Raw genomic sequence first — 15,624 nt, 5'->3', positions numbered from 1 at the left:
GCATGGGTGACCCCGAATGGCACACCGAAAGCCGACCCTGCCCGAGAAAGTCTGCCCGGCGTGCCATCGGCGGTTCGCCTGGCGGAAGAAGTGGGAGCGGGACTGGGACCGGGTGGTCTATTGCAGCGACGCCTGCCGCCGCAAAGGAAAAACAGACCCACCGGCCTGACCCTCGATCGGGAAAAACAGACCCACCGACGGCGCCATCCCGGCCGAGGAAAAACAGACCCACCGGGCCGAACCTTCGGCCATCCCAAGGATTGCGTCCCGGTTTGATTGGACCGTCGCACAGGCCTTACGGTGGAAACAACGGAGATCGACCATGCTCGAAGGACCCCTCGTCTTCGTCGATGTGGACACCCAGCGCGACTTCCTCGACCCCGACGGGGTGCTGTGGATCGCGGGCTCGGAGGCGATCCGGCCGAACCTGGCGCGTTTGACCCGGTTCGCGCGCGACCGGGGCATCCCCGTTTTGGCGACGGCCTGCGACCATGCGCCCGACGACGAGGAATTCGCCACCTTCCCGCCCCACTGCCTGTCCGGCACGCCCGGCCAGGAACGGGTCGAGGAGACGGCCTGGCCCGATTCCCGGGTGCTCACTTCGGGCGGCCCGGTGCCCGAGGCGCCGGTGCCGCACCTGACGATCCCCAAGCAGCAGTACGACGTGTTCTCCCGCCCGGACCTGCCCCGCGTGCTGGAGGTCTACGGCCGGGATCGGCCCACCTTCGTGGTCTACGGGGTGGCCACCGACTACTGCGTGGCCTGCGCCGTGGACGGCCTCCTGCGGCACGGCCACCGGGTCGCCGTGGTGGTCGACGCCGTCCGCGCCGTCGAGCCGGAGGCCGAGGCCGAGCACCTGACCGGCTTCGCCGACCGCGGGGCGCTCTTGACGATCACGGACGTCGTATGCGGAGATTGAAGCATGCGACCCGACCAGTTCAAGAAACGCCACCGGACGCCGCTCGCCAACGATCGGCTCCGCCGTCAAATCGCCGTCGAGGCCGCCCGGAGGATGCTCCGCTCGGCCGCCGAAGTGGATGAGTCCATCGGCACGCCCGCCTCGCTCGACTGGCTGGCCGAGGCCCCCGAGTCGGCCTTCTACGCCGCCAAGAGGAAGGCCGCCGCCGTGCTCGGCCACAGCGTCCGGCCGGGCGACCTGCCCGCCGACTCCGAGGTCCGCGAGCAGGTGATCATCCTGGCCCGCGCCGGGGGCGGGCCCGGCGACGAGGCGCCCGAGCCCGGCACCGAGGGCGGCCCCGCGCGGCTGGCCGACCTGCTGGATCGGTTCGCCGTCTACCGGCTCCGCCTGGCCCCTTTGGAGGCGGTCAAGCAGGACCCGCGGACCCACCCCGAGGGGGATGCCCTGTTCCACAGCCTGCAGGTCTTCGAACGGGCCCGCGACGCCCACCCCTACGACGAGGAATTCCTCCTGGCGGCGCTGCTGCACGACGTCGGCAAGGCGATCGACCCGCGAGAACCGGGGCCGGCCGGCGTCGAGGCGCTGCGGGGCTCGATCCCCGAGCGGACCCTCGCGCTGATCGCGGGATTCCACGACGTGCGGACGGGATCGACCCCCGACGACGCCGACTTCCGCGACGACCTCGCCGCCCTCCGCGAGATCGACGCCGCCGGCCGCGTCCCGGGCGTCCCCGTCGGCACCATCGAAGAAGCCCTGGACTACCTGGCCGGCCTGGAACGCGAAGCGTATCTGGAGTGACCCGAGATGGACACGATCGACGTCAGCGATCTCCCCGAACCATTCGCCCAGGCGGTGAAAGCCGTCGCCGAGACGTTCCGACGCCAACTCGCTTCGGATGTCGGGAAGGACGATAAAGCTCCCTCCCATCCCAGTCCGATCGAATTTCCCCGAAGAAAACTCGGTGTCATCGGGACTCTTTCTCGGGAAGAAATCTATGACGACCGCGTCTGACGCAGTCCTCATCGACACCAACATTTTCGTTTATGCGCTCGATGAGGAATCGGAGCATCACGGTCGCTCCCGCTTGATACTGAGTCAGGCCGCGACAGGCGAGAGGCCCTTTTGCGTCAGTCCGCAAACCCTGACGGAATTCTTCTCTGTCATCACCAATCCACGGCGGGTCAAGGCTCCGCTCGCCGCGGGCGAGGCCGTGGAGATGTCGAGGCATTGCTTGCTCTGCCGGGGATCACGCTGCTCCCCGTACCCGCAAGTACCGTCCCTCGCTGGCTCAATCTGGCCCGCCAGTGGTCCATCACCAAGGCGAAAATCTTCGATCTTCAACTTGCCGCGACGGCGCTCGAGAACGGCGTGACGACGATTTGCACGTTCAACGTCGCCGACTTTCGTCGCTTCGAAGGCATCAACGTCATTACACCCTGAGCTATCGACTTCTGAACTTCTGCCCCGAGGAATCCTGATCATGGCCGACGTGCCGACCCTGTTCTTCGATGTCGGGGGCGTGCTGCTCACCAACGGCTGGGACACCGGCGCCCGGAAAAAAGCGGCAGAGACTTTCGGGATCGACTTCGAGGAGTTCCAGGCCCGGCACGAGATGCTCAAGACGGCCTTCGAGACCGGCCGGCACACCCTGGACCACTACATCGCCCGGGCGATCTTCCACGAGCCCCGGCCGTTCACGGCGGACGATTTCAAGGCGTTCATGTTCGACCAGTCGGAAAAGTTGGGGGAAACGCTCGACTTCCTCCGCGCCCTGGCCGAGACGGGGCGATATCGGCTTTATACGCTGAACAACGAGTCGCGCGAGTTGCACGAGCACCGGGTCGAGAAGTTCGGGCTGGCCGGCATCTTCCGGGGGTTCTTGACCTCGTGCTATCTGGGGCAGGCGAAGCCGGATGAGGACATCTACCTGAACGCCCTGGGCATCGCCGCGTGCCACCGCGACCACGCCCTGTTCATCGACGACCGGGCCATGAACGTCGAAGTCGCGCAGGCCCTGGGCCTGAATGCGGCCCAGTTCCGGGGGCTCGACGACCTCCGCCGGGTCCTGGCCGATCGGGGCGTGACGGCCTGAGGCCGGGAGTCCTCTGCGACGATCCGCCTTGTGCGGCGGGGGGGCCCGGCTAGAATGACGGGCCGGGTCGTTGCGAGGTGGCGGGCGGAGTGCGGGGGTCCATCGGCGTGCGCATCGGTTATTTCGACTGCTTCAGCGGGATCTCCGGCGACATGACGCTGGGCGCCCTGGTCGATGCCGGGGTCGATCCCCGCGCGATCCAGTCGGCGGTCGCCAGCCTGGGGCTGCCCTGCGAGGTGACGTTCGACGCCGTCCGCCGGGGCGAGTTCCGCTCGACCTACGCCAACGTGATCACCGTCCCCGAGCACGCCCACCGCCGGCTCCACCAGATCGAGGCGATCATCGACGCGTCGACCCTGACCCCCCGCCAGCAGGACACGGCCAAACGGATCTTCCGCCGGTTGGGCGAGGCCGAGGCGCAGGTGCACGGGACCGACATCTCCCAGGTCCACTTCCACGAGGTCGGCGCCGTCGACTCGATCGTGGACATCTGCGGCGCGGCGGTCGGCCTGGACCTGCTGGGCGTCGATCGGTTCGAGGCCAGCGCGATCCCCACCGGCAAGGGCTGGGTGCGGGCCGCCCACGGCCGGATGTCGATCCCGGCGCCGGCCACGGCCGAGCTGCTCAAGGGGATCCCGCTGGCCGCGTCGGAATCAAACTTCGAGCTGACCACCCCCACCGGCGCCGCGATCCTGGCCACGGTCGTCGAGCGGTTCGGGCCCTTGCCCGCCATGACCATCGAGACGATCGGCCTGGGGGCCGGCACCCGGGAGCTGGCCGAGCAGGCCAACGTCGTCCGGCTGTTCATCGGGCAGGTCGACACCCCGGCCGCGTCGGACCGGATCTGGGTGCTGGAAACCAACATCGACGACCTGCCGGGCGAGATCATCGGCCACACCACCACGCTGCTGATGGCCGCCGGGGCCCTGGACACCTTCCTCACGCCGATCCAGATGAAGAAGAACCGGCCCGGCACGATGATCTCGGTCCTGTGCGACCGGGCGAAGATCGCACCCCTGGAAGAGATCCTGTTCCGCGAGACGACCACGCTGGGCATCCGCCGCTACGAGGTCGGCCGCCACAAGCTGAAGCGGCAGGCCGCCACGGTGGAAACCCCGTTCGGCCCGGTCCGGGGGAAGCTCGGCTGGATCGAGGGCCGCCCGCCCACCTTCAGCCCCGAATACGAGGACTGCGCCCGGGTCGCCGCGGAGCAGAACGTGGCGCTCCGCGAGGTCTACGACGCCGCCCATGCCGCCTACGGCCGGCCCGCCCCGGCGACGCCCGAGCCGGTCCCCCCGCATCCCCACGACCATTAATCCCAACGCGCGACGCGACCGATCGGCCTCGGGGCCGTCGGCAATCCAAGGAGGGACTCGCGCATGCTGACGGCATGGCACACCACGCTGACCGCGACCCTGGGGCTGGGGCTGGCCGCGCTGGCCTCGGTCTGCTTCATCCTCTGGCGACGCATCCACGCCCTCTCGGCGATCGTGGAGCGGCCCGCGCGGGCCGAGCCGGTGATCATCCCCATCGAGCCGCCCTTCGCGCCGACGCCGATCGTGCCGGCGTCCCTGGTCGTCGTCCCGGCGCCGTCGAGGCCGTCCGGGCCGAGGGCCGGGTTCCGGGCCGACCCGGCGGAGGTGGCCGAGGCCGGCCCCACCTTGATCGCCGTGCCCCGGCTGGAGATCACCAAGCCGCCGGCCGCGAGCGACATGGATCGACGCTTCGCCGACGTCTGGGCCCTGGCCGACGCCGGCACGCCCGCCGCGACCATCGCCGGGCACACCGGCTACCCGATCGGCCAGGTCGAGCTGATCCTCGGCCTCCGCCGCCGCCTGCCCGCCACCGCCGGGGCCGCGACCGATGGATGATCCCGGGCCCTCGGAGATCGACCGGACGCGGTCGGCCGTGCTCAACATCCTGGTCGCCGCCTCCGCCGGGATCGCGGCCAGCGGGTGGCTGCTCCGGGATCGGGAGATCACCGAGGCCCCGCCCGGCGGCACGCTCCAGGCCCACCGGCTGGCGATGCTGCTCCTGCTGGGGCTGGTGGCCATCGCCTACGCCACGCTCCGCGCGGGGCCGGGCAAATTCCGGGTGATCGCCGCGGCGGTCGCCGCCCTGGCGGTCCCGCTCGGGCTGGCCCACGGCTGGTATGTCGACCCCGCGTTGCCGACGATCGCCCCGTTCTGGGTCGCCGCCCTCGGGCTGGGCGCCCTGGCCTATCCGCGCGGGGGCCGATCCGTGCCCGGCGCCGACGAAAGGTCCCGATGACGCCCACGCAACGCACGATCCTCTGGATCTACGCCGGCCTGATCGCCATGTGGCCGATCCGCCACCTCGTCCTGATCTACGCGTTCAAGCGCCTCGACTTCCTCACCCTCCGCTCCCCCCTCTGGACCGCCCCCGACCCGCCCCTGGTCTCGGCGATCATCCCGGCCAAGGACGAGGAAGCGACCCTGCGCTTCTGCCTGGACTCGGTCCGCGCCCAGACGTATCCGAACTTCGAGATCCTGGTCATCGACGACCGCAGCACCGACCGCACCGGCGCGATCGCCCGCGAGGCCGCCGCGATCGACCCGCGAATCCGGGTGATCACGATCGAGGACCTGCCCCCCGGCTGGACCGGCAAGACCCACGCCCTGCACGTCGCGGCCCAGCAGGCCCGGGGGCAGTGGTATTGGTTCCTCGACTCCGACACCCGCCACGAGCCCGATAGCCTCTCGATCGTCCTGGAGTACGCCCGGTCGCACGACGCGGCCCTGGCCAGCATCCTGCCGGAGATGCGCTGCGAGAGCTTCTGGGAGCAGGTCGTGCAGCCGCTGCTGGGGATCGTCCTGGTCCAGTCGTTCCCCCTGTTCTGGGTCAACGACCCCCGCAAGAAGCTGGCGTTCGCCAACGGCCAGTACATCCTGATCCGCCGCGACGCCTACGAGGCCTCCGGCGGACACGAGGGGGTGCGCGACAAGTTCGTCGAGGACATCTACCTGGCCAAGGCCGTCAAGAGGGCCGGCTACGCGATCCGCACCGCCATCGCCCCGGAGATCGGCTCGACCCGGATGTACACGTCGCTCTCGCAACTCATCCGGGGCTGGAGCCGGATCCTCTACGACGCCCTCGGCCGGGACCCCTGGAAGCTGCTGCGCAAGGGGCTCGACCCTTTGTTCTTCAGCCAGACCGCCCACGTCGCGCTGGCGGTGGCGCTGGTCCTGCTGGCGATGGGTCGCCGCGACCCGTTCACCTGGTGGCTCCTGGGGCTGAGCGTGGCGCACCACGTCTTCGCCATCACGGTGCTGCAACGCCTGTACGTCCTGTCGGTCCCGCGCTCGCGTTACGTCGGCTGGTATCCGGTGGCGGGGATCGTCCTGGACGTGATACTGTATCGTGCCATCCAGATGTGCGTGACCGGCCGCGTCACCTGGCGGGGCACCGCCTACGCCGGGCCGGCCGCGACGAAGCCCCGGACCTGAACCCGAGCCGAGATCATGGGCACCATCGACCCCGCGACCGGCCGCGTCACCCGGGGTTGGCCGAGTCTGGCCCGCCTGATCGTCGTCCTGATGGCCGGGGCGGTCTTGAGCATGCTCGTGATGGGTCCTCAGGCCTGGAACGCAGCCCGGACCGCCGCCGGATCGGCGGCTTGCCGGAACAACATCCACCAGATCGGCCTGGCACTGGAGAGCTACCACGAAGCCTGGGGCCGGTTCCCGCCCGCGTACCTGGCCGATGAGCACGGCCGGCCGATGCATAGCTGGCGGGTCCTGATCCTCCCCTACCTGGAACAGTATGACCTGTACACGTCATACAACTTTGCCCAGCCCTGGGACGGGCCGGGCAATCGCCCTCTGGTCGACCGGATGCCCGGGGTTTATGCCTGCCTGAACCGGCATCCGGACCAGCGCAAGTCCTTGACCAGCTACGCCGCGATCACCGGCGAGGGAACGGCGTTCCCCGGCGACCGCTCGACCGACCGCGCGGCGATCCGCGACGGGACGAGCACGACGCTGATGCTCGGCGAGGTCGCCGACGTCGCCATCCCCTGGACCGCCCCCTGGGACATCGACGCGTCCGCCCTGGGTGACCCGTCCCGGCCGGGCATGTCGACCCGCGATCCCGGCGGCCCGGTCGTGATGTTCGCCGACGGCCGTTATCGACGGCTCGTCGAACCCCTATCGCCGGCCACGCTCCGGGCCCTGTCGTCCATCGACGGCGGCGAGCCGATCGACCCGGAGATTCTCCCGTGATTCCCCGGCCCGATCCGGTACAATCGTCCGACGGATCCGAATGACCTGGGCGACGCAGCCGGAGGAGTCGGGACGATGATCATTCCGTGGGCGACCGATGCGCCGATCTACCATCGGCCCTGGGCCACGATGGGCCTGATGGCCGCGACGATCGCGGTGTTCGCGGCGACGGCCGGCCTGGGCGTCGACGAGGTCGAGCCCTACATCCTCAGCCACGGCGACGGCCTGCATCCGGTGCAGTGGCTGACCTCGAACTTCATCCACGGCGATATCCTCCACCTGGCCGGCAACCTGATCTTCCTGTGGGCGTTCGCCCTGGTGGTCGAGGGCAAGGTCGGGTTCTTCCCGTTCCTGGCGATCTACCTCGGGATCGGCATCGTCCAGAGCGGGGCGGAGCAGGTGTTGATGCTGGGGGCGAACGAGGCCACCGGCTCGTTCGGGGCATCGGCGATCATCTACGGGCTCCTGGCGATGGCCATGGTCTGGGCCCCCAAGAACGACCTCTCCTGCGTCGTGATCCTCGGGTTCCGGGTCTTCATGCTCGACATCGCCATCATGTGGTTCGCGGCCCTGTACCTGGCCCTGGAAGCCTTCGGCACCCTCAAGCAGGGGTTGGGGGTTTCGACCGAACTCCTCCACCTCTCCGGCGCGGCGGTCGGCTTCGCCCTGGCCACGATCTTGCTGAAGATGGATTGGGTCGACTGCGAAAAGTGGGACCTGTACTCGGTGTGGGGCGGCCACGTGGGTCGGGATAAGCCCAAGGTCGCCCGGAAGGTGAAATTGCCCGACTCCGTCCCCGCCAAGGGGAAGCGGAAGAAGAAGGCCAGGGCCGACGACGACGGCCCGAGCAGTCCCGACGACAAGGCCGACCTCGCCGCAGATCGGATGCGGAGGGCGATCGCGGAGGGGAATGCCGTGGCGGCCCTGGCCTACCACGACAAGGCGATCAAGGCCCGGCCAGGCTGGCGGCCGACCGACCCCGAATGGCTGTCATTGATCCAGCTCCTGGCCACGGCGAAGGACTGGGGCGGGTCGGTGGCCGTCATGGAGGATTACCTCCAGAGGGCCATGAAGCCCTCGCCCCGGGTCCGGCTCCGGCTGGCCCAGGTCCTGATCCGCGAGCAGCAACGCCCGGTCCACGCCCTGAGCGTGCTCGAATCGATCCCTGAGGGGACGCTGGCCACCGACCTCGAAGCGACCCGCCGGAAGCTCGTCGCCCAGGCCGAGCAGATGCGCGACGACGGGGTGCTGGAACTGGACGGCAAGGCGTGGTGACGACGGCAGTCGGAACCGGACGACCTGGCCGCGATGATCCGACGCCAGGTCGGTGAAGAACGCGCAGCGGAGCCGATCGGCGTAGTTGCGGACCCAGACGTGGTCGATGTCGTAGATCGGGGCGAAGGAGGGGAAGGTCGCCCGCCAGCCCCGCGACCTCCGCGCCGCGAGGTCGTAGCCGGCCCGGTCCAGGCCGTCGAAGCCCAGGCTCCGGCCCACGCAGTTGAAGTCCCCGGCGACCAGGTCGAACGGCTCCCCGGCCTTCTTCGCGGCCTCGCACGCCTCGGCGACGCTCCGCAGGAACGGGGCCCGGTGGAGCCTCGGATGGCTCAGGCCGTCGACCACCAAGATCCGGATCGGGCGGCCCCGGACCGTCACCTCGGCCGCCATCGCGGCGCCGTTGACCACCGGGATCCGGCCCAGGGCACGCACCGGCCACCGCGATGCCACCACCAGCTTGAACCAGTAGCCCCGCACGGCGTCGGGCCCGTTCTCCACCTGGACCCGCGACGCCCCCGGCCCCATCGCCCCCACCAATCCGTCGAGCGGGCCGTCGGGCGGCCCCTCGCTCAGGATCACCACGTCGGTGGGATGGTCGAGGATCGTCCGGCGGATCTTCTCCCATCGGTCGGTGGCCATCACGCGGCCGCCGCCCCAGATCACGTTCCAGTGCAGCACCGAAACCTCGTCGCGATCGCCCGGATCCCCGCCCCCGGGGCCGAACCCCAGCAGCGGGATCGACCCGCCGACCACGGCGACCAGCCCGACCCCGCCCAGCAGGAACCGCCCGCCGGGCACGGATCGGCCCCGCGCCAGGAGGTCGAGCCCCAGGGCCGCAAGCCCCAGGGGGAACAGCGGGAGGTAGAGCAGCAGGCCCCACGCCGCCGATCGGTCGCGGACGAACTGCCCCACCGCCCCGGCGGCGATCACCGCGATCAGGGCGATCGCCGCGAGGAGCCGGGCCCGGCCCAACCAACCACCAGGGGACGCCCGAACTCTCATTGGGGCTTCGGATCCGGGGCCATCGACGTGTGGTCGTGGACGATCTTCCAGCCGTCGGGGAACCGGCGGAAGACCAGAGTGAACAGCCCGCCCGGCTTGCCGCCGTCGGGCAGGTCGAGCTTCCACGATCCCCGGACGAAGGCCGAATCCGCCGCCAGGGGCAGGACCTCGACCCCGGTGAACGCCACCCGGCCCATCGCCTTGCCGTCGGCCTTGTAGCGGCGGACGTACCGGGCCTTCATCGCCTCGAACCCGTCGTTGCGGTCGCCGCCGGACTGGAAGACGACGCCGGGGTCGTGCCAGTAGCCGTCGAGGAACCCGTCCAGGTCCCCCCGGTTCCAGGCCTCGACCTGGGAGTCGAGGACCTTGCGGATCGCCGCGATCGATGCGGCGTCATCGCCCCGGGCGACCGGGGCGAGGGCCAGCAGGAACGTCGCCATCAGGCAGGATCGGAGGGCCGTGTTCATGGCGGTCGATCACCGTCCGGGGGAAGGGGGGATCACCAGCGGGACTCGTAGAGTTCGCGGAGCCGGGCGCACTCCCGCGCGGCCTTCTCGTGCTGCCGGGCCAGTTGCTTGAAGCCGGCGATTTTGCCGACCCCGTTGGGGTCGGCCTGCGCCTGCCTGGCGGCATGGCGGAAGTTGGCGGCCTCGAACGTGTGCTCCATCTCGCGCTGGGCGTACATCGCCCCCTCGGCCCGGTTGAACGCCCAGCGCATCCCGACCGTCGCACCGGCCAGCACCACGGCGCAGAATGCGATCAGGATCATGAAGCTGCGGATGTGGAACGTGAGCATGGGGCCCATCCATCCCCGTCGCGACGGGATGCCGATCTCGGGCGGACCCCGGCCATTCTAACGGATCGGCCCGGCCGCGACACGGGCCCGGGACCGGCCCCATCCCCGGTCAGTTCTCGGAGATGATCTCCGCCCCCGAGCGCGACAGGTAGGCGGCGACGAGTTGCGGCGTGAGGGTCTCCTTCAGGAACCGGACCGAGCCGTCGGCCATCAGGAAGTTCGCCCCGCCCGGGTGGTAGCTGTGGAACTCCTGGCCATAGTCGCACCCCAGCCGGCCCGGCACGATGTCCTTCCGGCCGGTCCCGAAGATGGCGCAGGCATCCCACGTCGCCCCGGGCGGCAAGCTGTAGCGGGCGTTGACCGGGGCGCTCTGGTCGAAATAATTCTTCTGCCCGGCCCACAGGCCGTGGTCGGCCTCGGGGGCCTCGCCGATCATGACCGAGTGGCTGGTGCCGTCGGAGATCATCGGGATCGTGACGTTGGGATCGACGCCCATCAAGAGGATCCCGCGCCCCCCGCCCAGGGGGTTCCCATAATTGTTCTGGCAGTTGGTCCCGGGATAGCACCGCAGGCCCCGCTCGCCGTAGTTGCCGCCGTAGTCATTGCGGCCGAACAGGGGGGAGGTGGCCAGCGGGGTATCGCCGTTGGGGCGGAGCCGCGCCCGGCCGGGCCCCGACGGGCAGAGGTAAGCGTTCAGCGTGGTGCCGGCGGCCGTCCAGTTGCTCTCGTGCAGATACCATTGGTCCTGGTTGAACCCGTTGTAGAGCGGGGCCTGTTCCAGGTAGGGGAGGATGGCCGTGCCCCAGCTCACGATCCGCGCCGTGGGGGCGGCCGTGGACGTGGTCACCATGCCGCCATATCCCCCCTTGGGGAACACGTCCATGACCTGATAGTAGTTGTGGAGCGCCAGCCCCATCTGCTTGAGGTTGTTGACGCATTGCATCCGCCGGGCGGCCTCGCGGGCCGCCTGCACCGCGGGCAACAGCAGGGCGATCAGGACGGCGATGATCGAGATCACCACCAGCAGCTCGATCAGGGTGAAGCCGCCGCGCGGGCGATGTCGAAGGGTGTGACGCGCGAACATGAGGGGTCGTCTTTCCGCCGGGCCGGGCAAAAGGGAGGATCCCCGACCTGGCTCCGGCGCGTGGCGCATGGCAGACGACCTGCGAGCGGCCCGCCCGGATGCCCAAGGCCGGGGCATCGGAACAGCATCCCGACGGGCAGGTCTTCTGGCTCTCGGCTCGTGACGGTCCCCGGATCGGCCTTCCCGCCATTCAGGCAGTGGCACAGGTTGATCCGGGGGCCTGGCCGATCACAGCGGCGGCCCCGCGACGGATTCGCACCGTCTTCCCTATTCTCCCCCCGCACCCGGCCTGAGACCGGGGCAGGGGACACCCGTCGAGGAGATCATTAGACCAGGAGGCTTGCGCCCCGGTCAAGGGTCGCGACGCGGGGGTTGCGCTCCGATCCCAGGTTGTTTCCTTCTCAACCCGCAGAACCCGGCGAAGGCCGGCCGGTCAGCGTCCCGGGCATCACTCGACCGGGCCGAACTTGGTGTCGACGCGGGAAAGGCCATGACCGCTAACGACCTTCGCCTTGGGGATGATTCGCCGGGGCGTGATCATGACCAGATCGATCTCCGGCTCGCGGCCGGGTGCCGGCCGGCGACCCGACCGGCCGAGGTCGACGATCAAGCTCAACCCCTCGGGGATGTCGACCGTCCCCCGATGGGCGACCGCCCGGGATGCCGGCTTCTCGGCCCCGTCGGTGGGGAGGGCCGGGGCTCGGAGATCGAGATCGACCCTCAGCCCGGCGGGTACGCGGGTCCCGCTGACATCAACACGGAAGCGGTAACTTGCCGCCTCGCCGGGCCCCGGGTCCAGCTTCCCACCGAACTGAATGACGGCATGCGCCTCGTCGTAGGCCGTCACCCTCGGGGCCTGGATCAGGTTCGATGACGGCTCCGCGAGCATCCGTTTGAGCAGTCCACGCGTGGCCCGCTCGTCCAGGAGCCACCGGGGGAGGTCGGACGCCGGCTCGACCGTCTCGACTCGCCCCTCCAACCCCGCCCGCCAGTGGAAGGGGGCAAACGCGACAGCCCGGATATCGAAGGAGATCTGCGGAGGCTCGGGCTCGGCGTTGGGCCGCGCGGGATCGGCCGGGGTCTTCGGCGGGACGGCCGGGGCCGGGACCTTGACCGGTGGCGGCGCCGTGCCGGCCGGGGCCCCTTCGAGCGGGATCGACTTGTCCTGGGAGAACCCCAGCGACGTCGCCACCAGGGCGAGGCCGACGGCCGGGGGGAAGGCCGCGAACGGCCAGAGCGAGGGGCGGGGGCGAGCGGGCATCATGCCGAGAAGCTCCTGGATCCGGGGGAGGAGGGCGGAGGTTTCGCCGCCGAGGGCCGCGCCCATCGGCATCGATCGGGATTCGAGGCGGAGGCGGGCCACCGATTCGAGAGCCCGGGCCAGGGCCAGGGGATCGCCGGTCAGCCGGACCGCCAGCGCGTCGGCCAGGTGTTCGCGCTGGCGTCGGAACGCCCGCGAAAGCCAGACGACGCCCGGGTGGAAGCCATAAGCGGCCTCGAACAATCGCAACAACACATTTGCGGATGAGTCACGCCAGCGGGCGTGGGCGAGTTCGTGGGCCAGCACCGCGTCGATCGCGTCGGGGCCGGCCGAGGCGAGCCAGCGGCCCGGCAGCAGGATGGCCGCACGGCGGGCAAAGCCGCACAGGCAGGGCTCGACCAGCCCGGGATGGACCAGGACGGAAGGCACTTTCCGGAGCCCGAGCCGCCGGCCGAGCCGCCCGGCCCGCTCCGCGACATCGGCGGGCGCCGGGGAGGCGTCGCGACACAGCCGGGCCACGCCGCCCACCCCCAGGGCCAGCGTGGCCAGCCCCGCCAAGGCGGCCAGCGACCACGCCGCGAGGCCATAGGGGCGGGCCGCCTTGGCAACTTCGGCGGAGCGATCCGCCCAGCGGCGGAACGATCGCGAGGGCATCGCGTCGTCCGCCCGCCGCCGGCCCGCGTGGGCGTCGTCGACGGGATCGATGCCGGGGCCGGGCTCGCCCGGGAGGATCACGACCCTCGCCCCGCCCATCAATAATTCATTGGCGACCCATCCCGGGGCGAGATGCGGGGCGGAGGCCAGCAGGGGCGGGCCGGCCGCGACCGAGGCGAGTGCCGCGACCAGGGTCGCATGTCGCGCCCGTCGCGGCATGGTCCACCGGAGTTGGAACAGCCAGGCGACCAGCGCCGGGGCGGCCAGCCCCAGCCAGGCGGCATGGAGCAGGGCGAGCCAGATCCACGCGGCGACGGCCCCGGCCGAGGAGATCGTCATGAGTCGCCCCCTTCCCGGGCCTCGCCCGCGCGGCGGCTCTCGTAGCCGTCGAGCAGTGCCCGGATCCGGTCGAGTTCCTCGGCCGAGGGCGTCGACTGGTCGAGCAGGTGGGCCACCAGCAGGCTGGCCGACCCCTGGTAGGCCCGCTCCAGCGTCTCGCCCAGCATCGACCGCAACGTCTGTTCTCGGGGCGAGGCGGGGACATAGGCGAACGCCCGGCCCCGGGGGGTGCGCCGGAGCAGACCCTTGTCGGCCATCACGTTCATCAGGCTCATCACCGAGGTATAGGCCCTCGGCGGCTCGTGCCGGCGGTTCACCTCCGCCAGGACGTCGCGGACCGTGGCCGGGCCGTCCCGGTCCCACAGGATCTTGAGGATCTCCAACTCGCCCGGCGTCGGATGCTCGGCGCGTGGTCGTACCATCGGGTCATCCCCCCATCCGTGATTGCGAATGCCGGCGACGGATGCCACTCTACGGTTTAGGCCGTATTGGGGTCAACGGCATAACCCGTAGAAAGACATCCGCCGCCGGAGGAGGGGGGACGCGTGGCTCAGGCGAAGACCTCGCGGGCGACGTTGCCGGCGACATCGGTGAGGCGGAAGTCGCGGCCGGCGTAGCGGTAGTTGAGCCGCTCGTGGTCCAGGCCCATCAGGGCCAGGATGGTGGCGTGGAGGTCGTTGGTGTGCATCCGACCCTCGACGGCGGCCAGGCCGTATTCGTCGGTCGCGCCGTGGGAGTAGCCCGCCTTGATCCCGGCGCCGGCCAGCCACATCGGGTAGCCGGTGATGTTGTGGTCGCGGCCGTCCACGCCCTGGGCGGTCGGCAGGCGGCCGAACTCGGAGCCGAACAGGACCAGGGTCTCGTCCAGCAGGCCGCGTTGTTCCAGGTCGGCCAGCAGGGCGGCGGTGGGCTGGTCGGTGGCCAGCGAGTTGCGGATCAGGCCCTGGTGGAGGTTGTTGTGCTGGTCCCAGCCGGGGTGGCAGACCTCGACGAACCGGACGCCGGCCTCGCTCAGGCGGCGGGCCATCAGGCACTGGCGGGCGAAGCTGCCGGCCGGGCCGTCCTTGACGCCGTAGGCCTCGCGGACGTGCTCGGGCTCGCGGGAGATGTCCAGCAGGTCGGGCACCTTGTCCTGCATCCGGAAGGCGAGTTCATACGACTGGATCACGCCGTCGAGCTGGTCCGGGGCGCCGGGGTTGGCCGCGAGGTCGCGGTTCATCGCCTGGACGAGGTCGATCTGCCGGCGCTGGAGCGGCGACGACGCCCGGGCCTTGATGTTGGGCAGGTAGCCGGAGTCGCTGATCCGCGTCCCCTGGAAGTGGGCGGGCAGGAAGGCCGAGCCGTAGTTGGCCGCACCGCCGAAGTTGGGCGGGGGGTTGATGGTGATGTAACCGGGCAGATCCTGATTCTCGGTGCCGAGGCCGTAGAGGAGCCACGAGCCCATCGACGGCCGGGTGAGCGTCGCCAGGCTCACCCCGGTGTGGATCTGCATGACCGCCTCCGGGTGGGCCGGGGTGTCGGTGTGCAGGCCCCGGAGGAAGCACATCTTATCGACATGCTTGGCCGTGTGGGGGTAGAGCTCGGAGACCCACGTCCCGGTCTGGCCGTGCTGGGCGAACTTGAACTTGGAACCCGTGAGCGTGCCGCCCCCCGGGCCGACCTTGCCGTCGTCCTCCTGGAGCTTCGGCTTGTACTCCCAGGTGTCCATCTGGGACGTGGCCCCCTGCATGAACAGGAAGATGATCCGCTTGGCCTTCGCCGGGAAGTGGGGCGCCTTCGGGGCCAACGGGCCGGGGGCATCGGCGGCTCGGGCCCTGGTCGACCCGTGGCCGAGCAGGCCGGCCAGGGCCAGGTGGCCGAAGCCGATCCCGGCGCCTTTCAGAGCCTGGCGGCGGGAGAAATGGCCCCGGGCCGTGCCCAATTCATCGTGATTCGACATATCTCGTTCCTTGACAATAAGT

Annotated in this window: 18 protein-coding genes, 2 pseudogenes and 1 riboswitch; of the genes and pseudogenes, 13 read left to right on the top strand and 7 right to left on the bottom strand. The window is 70.3% G+C overall.

The features are described 5' to 3' along the window. Positions 1–16: 16 nt before the first annotated feature. From TA3x_RS01535 to TA3x_RS01475, 13 genes and pseudogenes are all read left to right on the top strand, one after another. Positions 17–169: a DUF2256 domain-containing protein gene (locus TA3x_RS01535; RefSeq protein ID WP_435018341.1), complete on the top strand. Its 153-nt coding sequence runs from the start codon at positions 17–19 to the stop codon at positions 167–169. A 153-nt stretch (positions 170–322) separates the two neighbouring features. Continuing rightward, complete coding sequence (locus TA3x_RS01530) at positions 323–919, top strand: cysteine hydrolase family protein (protein WP_435018340.1); 597 nt, start codon at positions 323–325, stop codon at positions 917–919. 3 nt (positions 920–922) lie between these two features. Next, on the top strand, positions 923–1,717 hold the full coding sequence (locus TA3x_RS01525) for an HD domain-containing protein (protein ID WP_435018339.1): 795 nt from the start codon (positions 923–925) through the stop codon (positions 1,715–1,717). Positions 1,718–1,723: 6 nt separating this feature from the next. Then, a complete protein-coding gene (locus TA3x_RS01520; protein WP_435018338.1) occupies positions 1,724–1,930 on the top strand; it encodes a hypothetical protein in 207 nt (68 codons plus the stop codon). Then, positions 1,914–2,096 (top strand): annotated as a pseudogene (locus TA3x_RS01515) (type II toxin-antitoxin system VapC family toxin); the annotation flags it as partial. The gene TA3x_RS01520 and the pseudogene TA3x_RS01515, both read left to right, overlap by 17 nt. 50 nt (positions 2,097–2,146) lie before the next feature. Beyond that, on the top strand, positions 2,147–2,359 hold the full coding sequence (locus TA3x_RS01510; protein WP_435018337.1) for a type II toxin-antitoxin system VapC family toxin: 213 nt from the start codon (positions 2,147–2,149) through the stop codon (positions 2,357–2,359). Between the two features lie 40 nt (positions 2,360–2,399). After that, positions 2,400–3,011: an HAD-IA family hydrolase gene (locus TA3x_RS01505; RefSeq protein ID WP_435018336.1), complete on the top strand. Its 612-nt coding sequence runs from the start codon at positions 2,400–2,402 to the stop codon at positions 3,009–3,011. A gap of 107 nt (positions 3,012–3,118) precedes the next feature. Further along, positions 3,119–4,327: a nickel pincer cofactor biosynthesis protein LarC gene (larC, locus tag TA3x_RS01500; protein ID WP_435018335.1), complete on the top strand. Its 1,209-nt coding sequence runs from the start codon at positions 3,119–3,121 to the stop codon at positions 4,325–4,327. A gap of 63 nt (positions 4,328–4,390) precedes the next feature. Continuing rightward, positions 4,391–4,882 carry a hypothetical protein gene (locus tag TA3x_RS01495; RefSeq protein WP_435018334.1) on the top strand — a complete coding sequence of 164 codons (492 nt, stop codon included), beginning with the start codon at positions 4,391–4,393 and terminating at the stop codon, positions 4,880–4,882. Next, positions 4,875–5,282, top strand: a complete 408-nt coding sequence (locus TA3x_RS01490; RefSeq protein ID WP_435018333.1) for a hypothetical protein — start codon at positions 4,875–4,877, stop codon at positions 5,280–5,282. The genes TA3x_RS01495 and TA3x_RS01490 overlap by 8 nt, the downstream gene beginning before the upstream one ends. After that, on the top strand, positions 5,279–6,478 hold the full coding sequence (locus TA3x_RS01485; protein WP_435018332.1) for a glycosyltransferase: 1,200 nt from the start codon (positions 5,279–5,281) through the stop codon (positions 6,476–6,478). Before TA3x_RS01490 ends, TA3x_RS01485 begins: the two co-directional genes overlap by 4 nt. A gap of 15 nt (positions 6,479–6,493) precedes the next feature. Continuing rightward, on the top strand, positions 6,494–7,252 hold the full coding sequence (locus tag TA3x_RS01480; protein ID WP_435018331.1) for a DUF1559 domain-containing protein: 759 nt from the start codon (positions 6,494–6,496) through the stop codon (positions 7,250–7,252). 75 nt (positions 7,253–7,327) lie between these two features. Continuing rightward, positions 7,328–7,927: pseudogene (locus TA3x_RS01475) on the top strand (rhomboid family intramembrane serine protease); the annotation flags it as partial. A 315-nt stretch (positions 7,928–8,242) separates the two neighbouring features. Here TA3x_RS01475 and TA3x_RS01470 read toward each other — a convergent pair. The 7 genes from TA3x_RS01470 to TA3x_RS01440 all read right to left on the bottom strand — a co-directional run bounded on the left by TA3x_RS01470 (position 8,243) and on the right by TA3x_RS01440 (position 15,602). Continuing rightward, positions 8,243–9,529, bottom strand: coding sequence for an endonuclease/exonuclease/phosphatase family protein (locus TA3x_RS01470; RefSeq protein ID WP_435018330.1), 1,287 nt, complete (start codon positions 9,527–9,529; stop codon positions 8,243–8,245). Beyond that, on the bottom strand, positions 9,526–9,996 hold the full coding sequence (locus TA3x_RS01465; protein WP_435018329.1) for a YybH family protein: 471 nt from the start codon (positions 9,994–9,996) through the stop codon (positions 9,526–9,528). Before TA3x_RS01465 ends, TA3x_RS01470 begins: the two co-directional genes overlap by 4 nt. A gap of 32 nt (positions 9,997–10,028) precedes the next feature. Continuing rightward, complete coding sequence (locus TA3x_RS01460) at positions 10,029–10,325, bottom strand: hypothetical protein (protein ID WP_435018328.1); 297 nt, start codon at positions 10,323–10,325, stop codon at positions 10,029–10,031. A gap of 109 nt (positions 10,326–10,434) precedes the next feature. After that, positions 10,435–11,409, bottom strand: coding sequence for a DUF1559 domain-containing protein (locus tag TA3x_RS01455; RefSeq protein ID WP_435018327.1), 975 nt, complete (start codon positions 11,407–11,409; stop codon positions 10,435–10,437). A gap of 118 nt (positions 11,410–11,527) precedes the next feature. Next, a riboswitch (cobalamin riboswitch) is annotated at positions 11,528–11,739 on the bottom strand. Positions 11,740–11,857: 118 nt separating this feature from the next. Then, on the bottom strand, positions 11,858–13,663 hold the full coding sequence (locus tag TA3x_RS01450) for a M56 family metallopeptidase (RefSeq protein WP_435018326.1): 1,806 nt from the start codon (positions 13,661–13,663) through the stop codon (positions 11,858–11,860). Then, positions 13,660–14,085 (bottom strand): BlaI/MecI/CopY family transcriptional regulator, encoded by a 426-nt coding sequence (locus TA3x_RS01445; RefSeq protein ID WP_435018325.1) that lies wholly within the window; start codon positions 14,083–14,085, stop codon positions 13,660–13,662. The genes TA3x_RS01450 and TA3x_RS01445 overlap by 4 nt, the downstream gene beginning before the upstream one ends. Positions 14,086–14,213: 128 nt before the next feature. Beyond that, the gene (locus TA3x_RS01440) at positions 14,214–15,602 is read right to left on the bottom strand and encodes a DUF1501 domain-containing protein (protein WP_435018324.1); all 1,389 of its coding nucleotides are present in this window, start codon (positions 15,600–15,602) and stop codon (positions 14,214–14,216) included. Positions 15,603–15,624 lie beyond the last annotated feature (22 nt).

It is taken from the genome of Tundrisphaera macrotermitis (assembly GCF_051175315.1).
Lineage (GTDB): Bacteria > Planctomycetota > Planctomycetia > Isosphaerales > Isosphaeraceae > Tundrisphaera.
The sequence above is the reverse complement of the archived record's forward strand: the minus strand, read 5'-3'. Positions and strand labels throughout refer to the sequence as shown.

What these genes read in the sequence shown, in the direction of transcription:
- TA3x_RS01525 (WP_435018339.1), top strand. Translation starts at nt 923, where the DNA reads ATGCGACCCGACCAGTTCAAGAAACGCCACCGGACGCCGCTCGCCAAC.
- TA3x_RS01455 (WP_435018327.1), bottom strand. Translation starts at nt 11,409, where the DNA reads ATGTTCGCGCGTCACACCCTTCGACATCGCCCGCGCGGCGGCTTCACC.
- TA3x_RS01530 (WP_435018340.1), top strand. Translation starts at nt 323, where the DNA reads ATGCTCGAAGGACCCCTCGTCTTCGTCGATGTGGACACCCAGCGCGAC.
- TA3x_RS01485 (WP_435018332.1), top strand. Translation starts at nt 5,279, where the DNA reads ATGACGCCCACGCAACGCACGATCCTCTGGATCTACGCCGGCCTGATC.
- TA3x_RS01520 (WP_435018338.1), top strand. Translation starts at nt 1,724, where the DNA reads ATGGACACGATCGACGTCAGCGATCTCCCCGAACCATTCGCCCAGGCG.
- TA3x_RS01495 (WP_435018334.1), top strand. Translation starts at nt 4,391, where the DNA reads ATGCTGACGGCATGGCACACCACGCTGACCGCGACCCTGGGGCTGGGG.
- TA3x_RS01445 (WP_435018325.1), bottom strand. Translation starts at nt 14,085, where the DNA reads ATGGTACGACCACGCGCCGAGCATCCGACGCCGGGCGAGTTGGAGATC.
- TA3x_RS01465 (WP_435018329.1), bottom strand. Translation starts at nt 9,996, where the DNA reads ATGAACACGGCCCTCCGATCCTGCCTGATGGCGACGTTCCTGCTGGCC.
- TA3x_RS01470 (WP_435018330.1), bottom strand. Translation starts at nt 9,529, where the DNA reads ATGAGAGTTCGGGCGTCCCCTGGTGGTTGGTTGGGCCGGGCCCGGCTC.
- TA3x_RS01480 (WP_435018331.1), top strand. Translation starts at nt 6,494, where the DNA reads ATGGGCACCATCGACCCCGCGACCGGCCGCGTCACCCGGGGTTGGCCG.
- TA3x_RS01460 (WP_435018328.1), bottom strand. Translation starts at nt 10,325, where the DNA reads ATGCTCACGTTCCACATCCGCAGCTTCATGATCCTGATCGCATTCTGC.
- TA3x_RS01535 (WP_435018341.1), top strand. Translation starts at nt 17, where the DNA reads ATGGCACACCGAAAGCCGACCCTGCCCGAGAAAGTCTGCCCGGCGTGC.
- TA3x_RS01450 (WP_435018326.1), bottom strand. Translation starts at nt 13,663, where the DNA reads ATGACGATCTCCTCGGCCGGGGCCGTCGCCGCGTGGATCTGGCTCGCC.
- TA3x_RS01505 (WP_435018336.1), top strand. Translation starts at nt 2,400, where the DNA reads ATGGCCGACGTGCCGACCCTGTTCTTCGATGTCGGGGGCGTGCTGCTC.
- TA3x_RS01440 (WP_435018324.1), bottom strand. Translation starts at nt 15,602, where the DNA reads ATGTCGAATCACGATGAATTGGGCACGGCCCGGGGCCATTTCTCCCGC.
- TA3x_RS01490 (WP_435018333.1), top strand. Translation starts at nt 4,875, where the DNA reads ATGGATGATCCCGGGCCCTCGGAGATCGACCGGACGCGGTCGGCCGTG.